At 66.5% G+C, this 11,841-nt stretch carries 9 protein-coding genes; 8 read left to right on the top strand and 1 reads right to left on the bottom strand.

Translation table 11 applies throughout. The features are described from left to right. Positions 1-186 precede the first annotated feature (186 nt). Entirely contained in the window at positions 187-939 is a 753-nt protein-coding gene (locus ACE3QC_RS10695) for a TorF family putative porin (RefSeq protein WP_374407999.1), read from the bottom strand. A gap of 231 nt (positions 940-1,170) precedes the next feature. Between ACE3QC_RS10695 and ACE3QC_RS10690 the strand changes: the two genes are divergently transcribed. The 8 genes from ACE3QC_RS10690 to ACE3QC_RS10655 all read left to right on the top strand — a co-directional run bounded on the left by ACE3QC_RS10690 (position 1,171) and on the right by ACE3QC_RS10655 (position 11,789). Then, complete coding sequence (locus ACE3QC_RS10690) at positions 1,171-1,260, top strand: K(+)-transporting ATPase subunit F (protein ID WP_374407997.1); 90 nt, start codon at positions 1,171-1,173, stop codon at positions 1,258-1,260. Next, complete coding sequence (kdpB, locus tag ACE3QC_RS10685; protein WP_374407995.1) at positions 1,260-3,266, top strand: potassium-transporting ATPase subunit KdpB; 2,007 nt, start codon at positions 1,260-1,262, stop codon at positions 3,264-3,266. The genes ACE3QC_RS10690 and kdpB overlap by 1 nt, the downstream gene beginning before the upstream one ends. 22 nt (positions 3,267-3,288) lie before the next feature. Beyond that, positions 3,289-4,947: a potassium-transporting ATPase subunit KdpA gene (gene kdpA / locus ACE3QC_RS10680; RefSeq protein ID WP_374407993.1), complete on the top strand. Its 1,659-nt coding sequence runs from the start codon at positions 3,289-3,291 to the stop codon at positions 4,945-4,947. A 29-nt stretch (positions 4,948-4,976) separates the two neighbouring features. After that, the gene (locus ACE3QC_RS10675) at positions 4,977-5,531 is read left to right on the top strand and encodes a potassium-transporting ATPase subunit C (protein WP_374407991.1); all 555 of its coding nucleotides are present in this window, start codon (positions 4,977-4,979) and stop codon (positions 5,529-5,531) included. A 13-nt stretch (positions 5,532-5,544) separates the two neighbouring features. Beyond that, a complete protein-coding gene (locus tag ACE3QC_RS10670; protein WP_374407989.1) occupies positions 5,545-8,193 on the top strand; it encodes an ATP-binding protein in 2,649 nt (882 codons plus the stop codon). Then, positions 8,177-8,869 carry a response regulator transcription factor gene (locus tag ACE3QC_RS10665; RefSeq protein WP_374407988.1) on the top strand — a complete coding sequence of 231 codons (693 nt, stop codon included), beginning with the start codon at positions 8,177-8,179 and terminating at the stop codon, positions 8,867-8,869. The genes ACE3QC_RS10670 and ACE3QC_RS10665 overlap by 17 nt, the downstream gene beginning before the upstream one ends. A gap of 303 nt (positions 8,870-9,172) precedes the next feature. Beyond that, positions 9,173-11,296, top strand: coding sequence for a TonB-dependent receptor domain-containing protein (locus tag ACE3QC_RS10660; RefSeq protein ID WP_374407986.1), 2,124 nt, complete (start codon positions 9,173-9,175; stop codon positions 11,294-11,296). An 85-nt stretch (positions 11,297-11,381) separates the two neighbouring features. Next, complete coding sequence (locus ACE3QC_RS10655) at positions 11,382-11,789, top strand: DUF2946 family protein (protein ID WP_374407984.1); 408 nt, start codon at positions 11,382-11,384, stop codon at positions 11,787-11,789. The last annotated feature ends 52 nt before the right edge of the window (positions 11,790-11,841 follow it).

Below are 11,841 nucleotides of genomic sequence, written 5' to 3'. Positions count from 1 at the left end.
TTCCCAAGGTTCGGCGAACAGTGGGTAAGGAAGATCCCTACAATACGGGCCTTTGGCGAGAGATCAAATCGAGGCCTGGATAGCTTCCGTCGTGAGCTGTCCGACCGCAAAGCGCCCCAATTTCGGACGTTGGATCAATTCTCATGCTATCCCGACAGCTGCCATTCGAATTTCCAAGCGGCGAAACTAGAAGCCGATTGCGAGCGACAGCACGACGGCGTCGTCGACGATATCGCGCGTCGCACCCGCGGCAAGTGCGTCGATCTCGGAAATATCGCTGCCGACATAGGCGATGCGTGCGGTCAACGCGTCCCAGCTGACGCTCGCGCCCAGGGACCAGTCGGTGTAGCCGCCGCCGGGGGTGAGCGTGGTGTCGCCTTCGGAACGCCCGATGTGCGCGTCGAGCGCGAAAGGGGTATCTCCCAGCGGCACGCCCGCGTCGGCGGAAAGGTAAACATTGCTCTCGCCGCCGATCGCATCCTGCGCGGGCGCGAAGGCGAGGCCCAGTGTGATCGCGGCAGGACCTGCAGCGAAGCCCGCCTTGGCGTAAGGTTCGAAGAACTCGAATTCGCCGCCGGTCGATCCGGGGTAGGCGTAATAGAGCAGCCCGCCATCGATGGTAATGCCGTCGGCCACCTCGGTGCGGTATCCGGCAGAGAGGTCGAGCTCGAGGTTCGAGCCGCCCAGTTCGCCGAAGCCGTCGGTACTCGAGGCCCAGGCGCCGGCGTAGGCGCCGCTTTCGTGTTCCAGTTCGGCCCAGCCCTGCAGCGCCGGCTTCTCGTCCGACAGGCCGATGCCGCGGAAACGATATTGCGAAACGATCTCCGCGCCGCCCGAAACGGTGACAGACCGATCGCCTGACGCGTCCGGCACATCCTGCGCGAAGGCAGGCGTGGCGAGCATGACCGCGACGGCGGTGGCGAGGCAGAGGGTGCGCATGAAGAATGGTCCTTGTCACGAGGCTGCGATCGTCGCGGCCGGGTGGCGGCGCTGTGGCTCGGCGGCTCGTTAAAACGCCATGCGGATCGGGGCGCACTTGCATGAAATCCGCGTGAAGCGCGGCAAGCAAATGGCCGTTTTCACGCAGATTTAATGCCGTATCCCGCGATCCCCGGCGAATTTTCATGCGGGAAAAGCGCAAGGCCGGCTCCGAATGAAGGAGCAATTCGCATGACTTTCGATCTCGCGCTGTCCGGGCTCGTCGCGCTCGGGCTGCTGATCTATCTCACCGCCGTGCTGATCCGACCGGAGCGCTTCTGATGCAGAGCGCCTCCATGTTCGACCGGCAGCTCGTCGGGCCTGCGATCCGCGATGCGTTTGCGAAGCTCGATCCGCGCACGTTGATCCGCAACCCGGTGATGTTCACCACCGCGATCGTCGCCTCCGCGGCGACGATCATCCTTTTGCGCAATATCGTGGGCGGCTCGGGCGACGTGCTGTTCGAGGCGCAGCTGGTGTTCTGGCTGTGGCTGACGGTGCTGTTCGGCAATTTCGCCGAAGCGCTGGCCGAAGGGCGCGGCAAGGCGCAGGCGCAGTCGCTGCGCGCCACGAAGGATCAGCTCGTCGCGCTGCGCGTTGGCAAGGGGGGCGGAACCGAGGAGGTTCCGGCCACGCAGCTGCGCTTCGGCGACGTCGTGCTGGTCACCGAAGGCCGCCAGATTCCGGCGGACGGCGAAGTCGTTGCGGGCGTCGCTTCGGTCAACGAGGCGGCGATCACCGGCGAGAGCGCGCCGGTGATCCGCGAGGCGGGCGGCGACCGCTCCGCCGTGACGGCGGGCACCACGGTGATCTCCGACGAAATCCGCGTGAAGGTGACGGCCGAGCCGGGCAGCGGCTTCCTCGACCGCATGATCGCGCTGGTCGAAGGTGCGAGCCGGCAGAAGACGCCCAACGAGATCGCGCTGACGATCCTGCTGACGGGCCTGACGCTGATCTTCCTCGTCGCCGTGGGTACGTTGCCCGCGTTCGCCGAATTCGCGGGCGGATCGATCGCCGTACCCGTGCTGATCGCGCTGTTCGTGGCGCTGATCCCGACCACCATTTCCGGGCTGCTTTCGGCCATCGGCATCGCCGGGATGGACCGGCTGATCCGCTTCAACGTGCTCGCCAAATCAGGCCGTGCGGTGGAGGCGGCGGGCGATATCGGCACGCTGCTGCTCGACAAGACCGGCACCATCACCATCGGCGACCGGCAGGCGAGCGAATTCGTGCCGCTGCCCGGCGTGGCCGAGGCCGATCTGGTGGCTGCCGCGCGCCTTTCCAGCCTTGCCGACACGACGCCGGAGGGCCGCTCGATCGTCGCGCTGGCTGGCGAGGGAGAAACACCCGAGGGCGGCGAGCCGGTCGCCTTCACCGCGCAGACTCGCGTCAGCGGGATCGATCTGCCCGGCCGTACGATCCGCAAGGGCGCGGTCGACGCGGTGGTGAAGCTGCGCGACTTTCCCGAAGATACCGTGCTGGCACTGCGCAAGATCACCGACCGCATCGCGCAGGCGGGCGGCACGCCGCTGGCGGTGGTCGAGAACGAGCGACTGCTCGGCGCGATCCATCTGAAGGACGTGATCAAGACGGGCATCCGCGAACGCTTCGTGGAACTGCGCCGGATGGGCATCCGCACGGTGATGATCACTGGCGACAATCCGCTGACCGCCGCCGCCATCGCGGCCGAGGCCGGGGTGGACGATTTCCTCGCCGAAGCGACGCCCGAGGACAAGCTGGAGTACATCCGCAAGGAGCAGGCGGAAGGCAAGCTGGTCGCCATGTGCGGCGACGGCACCAACGATGCCCCCGCGCTCGCCCAGTCCGATGTCGGTATGGCGATGAACACCGGCACGCAGGCCGCGCGCGAGGCGGGCAACATGGTCGATCTCGACAGCGATCCGACCAAGCTGATCGAGGTGGTCGGCATCGGCAAACAGCTGCTGATGACGCGCGGCGCGCTGACCACGTTCTCGATCGCCAACGACGTGGCGAAGTATTTCGCCATCCTGCCGGCGATCTTCGTGGTGCTCTACCCGGCGCTGGGCGCACTCAACGTGATGGGCCTTTCCAGCCCGTCGAGCGCGATCCTCTCGGCGATCATCTTCAACGCGGTGATCATTCCGCTGCTGGTGCCGCTGGCGCTGAAGGGCGTGAAATACCGTCCGATACCGGCTGCCAGCCAGTTGCTGCGCAACCTCGCCATCTACGGCGCGGGCGGCGTCGTCGCGCCCTTCGTCGGCATCAAGCTCATCGACCTCGCCGTCAGCGGCCTCGGCCTCGCCTGAGCTCCCGCGAAAAGGATAGACCATGCTTACAGCAATCCTCACCATCATTCTGATCGTCGGCGGCGCGGCGGCGCTGTCGTGGCCGCTCGGCAAATATATGAGCGCGCTGTTTTCCGGCCGCTTCGCGCGGGCGGACGGCCTGTTCACCCGCGTGGTCGGGGGCAGCCCGGCACAGGACTGGAAACAGTATGCGATCGCGCTGATGGCGTTCAACACGCTGATGTTCGTGTTCGTGTTCGCGCTTTTGGCTTTGCAACACGCGCTGCCGCTCAACCCCGACGGGCAGAGCGCCGCGCCGCTGGACCTGGTGTTCAACACGGCGGCAAGCTTCACGACCAATACCAACCTCCAGCACTATTCGGGCGAGAGCACCTGGAGCTACCTCGCCCAGCTCGGCGGGCTGATGTGGCTGCAATTCGTGTCTGCCGCGACCGGCATCGCCGCGCTTGCCGCCCTGGCGCGCGGGATCGGCGGACAGGCGAGCATGGGGAATTTCTTCCTCGACGTGCAGCGCGCGGCGTTCTGCGTGCTGCTGCCGCTGGCGATCGTGGTCGCGGCGGTGATCGCGCTGGCGGGCGTGCCGATGACGCTGCAGGGCGCGGCACAGGTCACCACGCTGGAAGGCGTGGCGCAGACCATCGCCCGCGGTCCGGCCGCCGCCTTCGTCGCGATCAAGCAGCTCGGCACCAATGGCGGCGGCTTCTTCGGGCCGAACTCCACCCATCCGCTGGAAAACCCCGATTTCTGGTCGAACGGGTTCGAGATGATCGCGATCATCCTGATCCCGATGGCCTGCGTCTGGATGTTCGGCCACATCGTCGGCCGGATGAAGCATGCCGGTGTCGTCTTCGGGGTGATGCTGGTGTTCCTGCTGGTCAAGATCGGCGGTGCGGTCGGTTTCGAAGCCGCGCCGACGCAGGCCTTCGCCGCGCTGCCGGTGATGGAGAACGTGGGCAACCTGGAGGGCAAGGAACTGCGCCTGGGCGCCACCACCGGGCCGCTATGGGCCGTGCTGACGACATCGACCAGCAACGGGTCGGTCGGCGCGATGCACGACAGCCTCAATCCGCTGACCGGCCTGATGCCGATGACCGGCATGTGGCTCAACGCGACCTTCGGCGGCGTCGGCGTGGGCATGATCAACATGTTCCTCTACATCGTCGTCGCCGTGTTCATCGCGGGCATGATGGTGGGCCGCACGCCCGAATATCTCGGTCACAAGGTGGAAGGGCGCGAGATGCGGCTGGCGGTGCTGGCCCTGTTCAGCCACGCCCTGCTGATCCTCGGCGGCACCGCACTGTTCGCGGCGACCGCCTGGGGGCAGGATGCGCTGAACAATGTGGGCGCGCACGGCTTCTCCGAAATCCTCTACGAATTCAGCTCTGCGGGCGCGAACAACGGTTCGGGATTCGAAGGGCTGGGCGACGGGACCGTGCCGTGGAACATCGCGACCGGCATCGTCATGCTGATCGGGCGTTACCTGCCGATCATCATCCCGCTCGCCATCGTCGGTTCGCTGATGGCCAAGCGGCGCAGCGCGGAAAGCGCCGGCACTCTCAGCGTGGAAGGCGGCACCTTCGGCGTGATGCTGGTGATCACCATCGTCATCTTCGGTGCACTGACCTTCATGCCTGCCGCGGCGCTCGGCCCGGTGGCCGAACACCTGACGCTGATGCCGTGAGGCCGGCTCTGGACAAGGATAACGGACAAATGACCTATCTTCTTCCCTCTCTCCGCCTCTGGGTGGCAACGATGCTGGTCTGCGTGGTCGGATACGTCGCTCTGATGCTGGCGTTCGCGCAGACGGCCGCGCCATGGCGGGCCGACGGGTCCATCATCATGCGCGACGGACAGGCCGTGGGCAGCGAACTGGTGGCGCAGGATTTCACCTCGCCGGAGTATTTCTGGCCGCGCCCGTCCGCCGCCGATTACGATGGCATGGGGGCGGCGGGCAGCAACTGGTCGCCCACCAGCGACGACCTCGCCGCCCGCGCTGTGGAAACCGTCGCCCGCTACGGCGCGACGGCGGACAACCCGATTCCCGCCGATCTGGTGGCGGCATCGGGTGGCGGGCTCGATCCGCATATCTCCCTCGATGGCGCGCTTTACCAGGCGGCGCGGATCGCCGCCGCGCGCGGGGTGGACGAAGCGCAAGTGCGCCAACTCGCCTACGATGCGGCCGTCGCGCCGGGCGGCATATTCGCGCCGGAGCCGATCGTGAACGTACTGCGAGTCAATCTGGCGCTCGACCGGTTGGCGGAATAATGCCGTTGCAACAATGACCGACCAGACGCCCGAGACGAGCGCCGAACGCTTCCTGCGGCTCGCCCGCAAGGAGCAGGCCGGGCGGCTGACGGTCTACCTCGGTGCCGCCCCGGGCGTGGGCAAGACCTACCGCATGCTGCAGGAAGCGGCGCGGCATCAGGCCGAAGGGCGGGGCGTGCTGGTCGGCGTCGCCGAAACCCATGGCCGCAGCGAGACCGCGCTGCTGCTGGAACCGCTCGAGACTCTGCCGCGCCGGATGATCGATCACAAAGGGCACCGGCTCGACGAGTTCGATATCGATGCCGTGCTGGCACGCCGGCCCGATCTGGTGCTGGTGGACGAACTCGCCCACACCAATGCGCCGGGCAGCCGCCATCCCAAGCGCTGGCAGGACGTCGCCGAGCTGCTCGCCGCCGGGATCGACGTGGCGACGACGGTCAACATCCAGCACATCGAAAGCCTCAATGACGTCGTCGCGGGCTTCACCCATGTCCGCGTGCGCGAAACGGTGCCGGATCAGATCCTCGAGGATGCGGAGCTGATCGTCGTCGACCTGCCGCCGCAGGCGCTGATCGAACGGCTGGAAGCGGGCAAAATCTACCTGCCCGAAACCGCGGGCCGCGCGCTGGGCAACTTCTTTACGCCCACCAAGCTCGCGGCCCTGCGCGAGCTGGCGCTGCGCTTCGCCGCGCGCAACGTCGATCGCCGCCTGGCCGACGATCTCGTGGCCAGCGGCGACAGTGGCGCATTCGCGGCGGGCGAGCGGTTGATGGTCGCCGTCAGCCCCGGCAAGGGCGGCGCGCGCGTCGTCCGCCAGGCCAAACGCTTGGCGGACATGCTGCGGGCGAACTGGACGGCGGTGGTGATCGAAAGTGGCAGCGCGCGCGCCGTGAGCGGCAGCCAGCGCGAGCAACTGGCCGACAATCTCGCGCTTGCCTCCTCGCTCGGCGCATCGCTGATGACGGTGGCGGCGAACGACGTGGGACAGGCGCTGGTCGATCAGGCGAAGGAACTGCGCGCCAGCCAGATCGTGATCGGCAAGAGCCGCCGCAGTCGCTGGTTCGAATGGCGCCACGGCTCGATCGCGCAGGAGGTGATCCGCAAGGCGCAGGGTGTCGCGGTTCACGTGCTCCCGCTCGACGAAGCGGACGAGAAGCCGGAAAAGCCGCGCGATCCCTATTCGCAGCGCGACAACATTCTCGCCTTCCTGCTGGTCGCCGCGGCGGCCGGGCTGATCCACCTCGCGCTGCCGTGGATTTCGACGAGCGCGATCGACCTGCTGCTGCTTCTCCCGGTGATCCTCTCGGCCACGCTACTGCGGATGCGCGCAGGCTTGTGGGCGGCGGCATGGGCGGCGCTGGCCTACAATTTCTTCTTCACGAGACCGCTCTACACGCTGGAGATCGACGGCTCCGCGGACGTGATAACATTCGTCGTGCTTGCGCTGGTGGCGGGCGTCGTGGGCGGGCTCGCCGGGAAGATTCGCCGTCAGGCCGAAACGAGCGCAGGGGTCGCGCGCCTCAACGCCTCGCTGGCGCGGTTCGCGGGGCTGATGGGCGGGCTGTCCAGCAAGGACGAGACGGCGGCAGTCGCCTGTCGCGAAATCGGCGCGCTTCTGGATGTCGCAGCGATCATCGTCGCGCTGGAGGAAGACAGCACGGTAGTGCGCGGGAACGAAAAATTCGCCCGGCTCGACATGGTCGACGACGCGGCCGCGCGTTGGGCGATCGAACATGGCGAGCCGACGGGGCGCGATACCGGCACGCTCAACGCGTCCGACTGGCAGTTCCATCCCCTGCGCACTTCGCTCGGCACGATGGGCGCCCTCGGCGTCGCGCGGGTTTCGCAGCAGCGCGTGATCCGGCCCGACGATGCGACGCTGCTCGCCTCGCTGGTCGATCAGACCGCGCTGGCGCACGAGCGGCTGGTGCTGGAGGCGCAGGCCCGGCAGGTCGGCACCCTGCGCGAACGAGACCAACTGCGCGGCGCGCTGCTCGGCAGCATCGCGCACGACCTGCGCACGCCGCTGACCGCGGTAATCGCGGCGGCTGAAGCGATCCCGGCGCAAGGCGAGTTCGCCGAGGAAGTGCGTATCGCGCGCGGCGAATCGCGCCGCCTCCAGCGTTTCCTCAACGACCTGCTCGAAGCCTCACGGATCGAACACGGGACGATCGAGCCGAAGTGGGAAAGCGTCGACCTGACAGACGTGATCACGGCCGTGTTGCGCGATCTGCGGCAGGACCGCCCCGGTGCGCGGGTCGAAACCGCGATCGATGCCGATTGCCCGCTCGTGCGCAGCGATCCGCTGCTGCTGCGCCACGTGCTCATCAATCTGATCGACAATGCGCTCAAGTTCTCAGCAGCCAGTAGCCACGTCACTGTCAAACTGGCATGCGCTGAGGATGCGGTGTCGTGCCGCGTGCTCGACCGGGGGCCGGGCCTCCCCGCAACTGAAGGTCTGTTCGACCGGTTTCACCGCCTGGAAGGCAGCGATCGCGTGGGCGGATCGGGCCTCGGCCTGTGGATCGCGAAGAATTTCATCGAAGCGGTGGGCGGCACGATCGCAGCGGGCAATCGCCCTGGCGGCGGGGCCGTCTTTACCGTCACTCTGCCCACGCCTAATCGCAGCGTCGAGGAAGGGGAGGATGGACACGGTGCGTAACGATGTCCTGATCGTCGACGATGAACCAGCGATCCGCCGCCTGCTCACCGGCGCGCTCGACCGCATCGGCGTCAGCCATGCGGAGGCCGCGAACGCTGGAGAGGCATTGCGTTTCGCGAACGCGGAGCCTCCGCCGCTGGTGGCGCTACTCGATCTGGGGCTGCCCGACCGCGACGGGCTGGAGATCGTGCCGCAGCTGTCCGCGCGCGGCATCGCCGTGATCGTCCTGACCGCGCGCGACGCGACCGAAGAAAAGGTCGCCGCGCTCGATCTCGGGGCCGACGACTTCGTGACGAAGCCGTTCGACAGCGAGGAATTGCTCGCTCGCGTTCGTTCCGCGCTGCGCCGCAAGGCCGGGCCGCTCGCCGATGCCGCGGCGCGCGACTTCGCCGAAGGCCGGATCGACCGTGAAGCCCACACCGTGACGCTCCACGGCAAACGGGTCGATCTCACCCCGCGCGAGTTCAACCTGCTGTGGGCGCTGGCCGACCGACCCGGTCGCGTGGTGACCCACGAAAGCCTTCTCGAAACCGTCTGGGGCCCCGCCCACCGGCAAGATCTCGACTACCTGCGCGTCGCCATCCGCGCGCTGCGCCGGAAGCTGGAAGCCGATCCGGCAAACCCGCGGCTGATCGTCAACGAACCGGGGGTGGGATACCGGATTGCAGTGAGCTGATCGGCGCAAGTCCTGCTCAACGCAATAAATGCTGGGGAGGTGTGCCGCTCTGCAACCGCCTTTTCTGAAAATCCTCACAGACCGACGGTCGTTGTTGACAGAATGAGATAGTATCACATAACGCGCGCCTCCGAACCGAAAGAACGACGGAGTTTCATAATCGTGCGCAATCTCATCGGCCGGAGCACTGCCGTGCTTCTGGCATCGGCATCCTTTGTAACCGGTTTCACCTCACCGGCCTGGGCGCAGGACGCCTCCGAGGAACAGGAAGCTCGCGAACAGGATCGGCCGAACCAAATCGTCGTGACCGGGCAGTCGCTCGAAACCGAAGAAATTTCCGCGCTACCCGTGCAGGTTCTGGCAGGCGACGAGCTGGCGCATCGCCGCCAGAGCGGGCTGGGCGAGACGCTCGCCGGCCTGCCCGGCGTACATCTCGACAACTTTGGCGGCGGCGCGTCGCGTCCGGTCATCCGTGGCCAGACGGTGCCCCGCATCGAGGTTCTCACCGACGGCGCCAACCTGTTCGACGTCTCGTCGGTGTCCCCCGATCACGCGATCACCACCGACCCGCTGCTGCTCGATGCGATCGAGATCCAGCGCGGGCCGGCGGCGGTTCGCTACGGCGGCAGCGCGGTCAACGGCGCGATCAACCTGATCGACAGTAAAGTTCCCAAGGCCGTTCCCCAAGGCGGCCTGACCGGCGCGACCGAGGTTCGCTATGGCACCGGCGACGAGGAGAAGACCCTCGTGGGGCGCGTGACCGCCGGCATCGGCCAGTTCGCCATCCACGCGGAAGGCGCACGCCGCGCTGCCGAGGATTACGACGTGCCGGACAGCTTCGGCTCGGACAAGTTGCGCGATTCCTTCACCGAGAGCACCAGCTACGCCGTCGGCGCGTCATGGATCACGGCCAAAGGCTATATCGGGGCGGCCTACACGCGGATGGAAAGTGAATACGGGCTGCCCGGCCACAGCCATTTGAACGGCGTGTGCCATACGCACGGGCTGGATCTGCACTGCGAGGCGCATGGCGGGTTCGAAGATCCGTTCGGCTCTCCCGACAGCCACACGGCCTATATCAAGCTGGCCAGCGACCGGTTCGATGTCCGCGCGGACTACGACGATCTCCTGCCGGGCTTCAGCCATGTAAGGCTGCGCGGTTCCTATACCGATTACGCGCATGACGAGATCGACGGACCGAGCCTGTTCACGCGCTACACCAACGAGCTGTGGGACGGGCGGCTCGAACTGACGCACGAGCCGATCTTCGGGTTCACCGGAACGCTCGGCGTGCAATATACCGACGGCACGTTCACCGGCATCAACATCAACGACCTTCACCGTCCGTTCCCCGAAAACGGTTATGGTCTCGTCGGCGCGCCCGACTACCTGACTGAGAATGTCGGCATTTTCCTGAGCGAACGGCGATCGTTCGGGCCGGTGGATTTCGAGATCGCGGCGCGGCAGGATTGGCGCACGATCGACATCTCGCCACCCGCCTTCCGCGAAACGCTGTCGCCGCTGTATCAGGAACTGTTCACCGAATGGTATGGGCCGAATTGGCGGGAGGTGCTCGAAACCGAGGCGATCGAAAGCTTCATCACGCGTAATCCCACGACGAAACACAAGCCCTTTTCAGCCTCGATCGGGGCGACCTGGAATGTCGCTAACGGCTATGCCGTGGCGCTCTCGCTGGCCCATACGGAACGAGCGCCGAGCGTGCGCGAGCTTTACGCGCGCGGCAACAATCTGGCGACCAACAGCTACGAACTCGGCCTCGCTGCGAGCAATCCGATCCTGGAAGACGAAGGGCTCGACCCGGAAGATGTTCTCGAAGCGGTGGACTCGGTCAACCTCACGCTCCGCAAGGTCGGAGGACCGCTTGAGTTCGAGGTCGGCCTGTTCTACCAGGATATCGAAGACTACGTTTTCGCCCGCCTCATCGAGATCGAAGCGGAATCCGGGGTTCCTCATAACTTCCTGATCTACACGGCGGCCGATGCGCGTTTTGCCGGTGTGGACGGCCAGGTCAGCTATCAGTTCACGCCGGCCTCGCGAGTGACGGTGTTCGGCGACTACGTCGACACCAAGCTCAAGAGCGAGGACGACAACCTGCCGCGCATTCCCCCGGCCCGGCTCGGCGCGCGGTACGAACACAGCGCGGGGCCGCTGTCGGCCGATGTCGAATACTACCGCACCTTCGCGCAGGATGAGGTCGCTTCATACGAGACGCGAACGGGCGGCTACGATATGGTCAACGCCACGCTGTCCTACCGCTTCGACATCGACGATGCGAAGTCGGTCGAGTTCTACGTGCGCGGGACCAACCTGACCAACGAACTCGCCTTCGTGCACACCTCGTTCGTCAAGGACCAGTCGCCGCTGCGCGGCCGCAACGTCGTGATCGGCATGCGCCATTCGTTCTGAACCCGCGGAGCGTAGCACACTTGTACGTGTCCGGAGGTCGAAACGTGCCTGACATCGCCAAGCATCGCTGCTAACGGCGCGGTCGATGAGGTTGGGGCGCGCCACGACAGCAAGCGGCCGTCGCTGGATAGCGGCGATCTTTGCGCTTGCCCTGTGCCTGAAGGCGCTCGTGCCCGCCGGCTACATGGTCGAGGCGGACCAGAAGGTTCTGACCGTGACCATCTGCACCGGCATGGCCGGCGGCCCGCACACGGCCGCGCTCGCCATCCCGATGAAGGATGACGGCAAACCCGATCACCGAGACAGCGCGAAGGACACGACGTGCGCCTTCACCGGGTTGGCCAAAGTCGCGCCGGGGGCGGCGGACGAGGTACTGCTGGGCGGGGCGCTGGTCTTCATTCTCCTGCTCGGTCTGACACCGATACGCAGCGCGCCGCTCGCTCGCATCCTCCATCTCCGGCCGCCCCTCCGCGGCCCTCCAGCAGTGGCCTGATGATCTGATCTTTTTGGCCAAGTCCCGACGTGCGTTCGCGCACGCCGGACTG

The sequence above is a fragment of the Pelagerythrobacter sp. genome (assembly GCF_041912895.1).
Lineage (GTDB): Bacteria > Pseudomonadota > Alphaproteobacteria > Sphingomonadales > Sphingomonadaceae > Pelagerythrobacter.
Note: the sequence above shows the minus strand (reverse complement) of the source record. Positions and strands in the feature narration are given on the sequence as shown.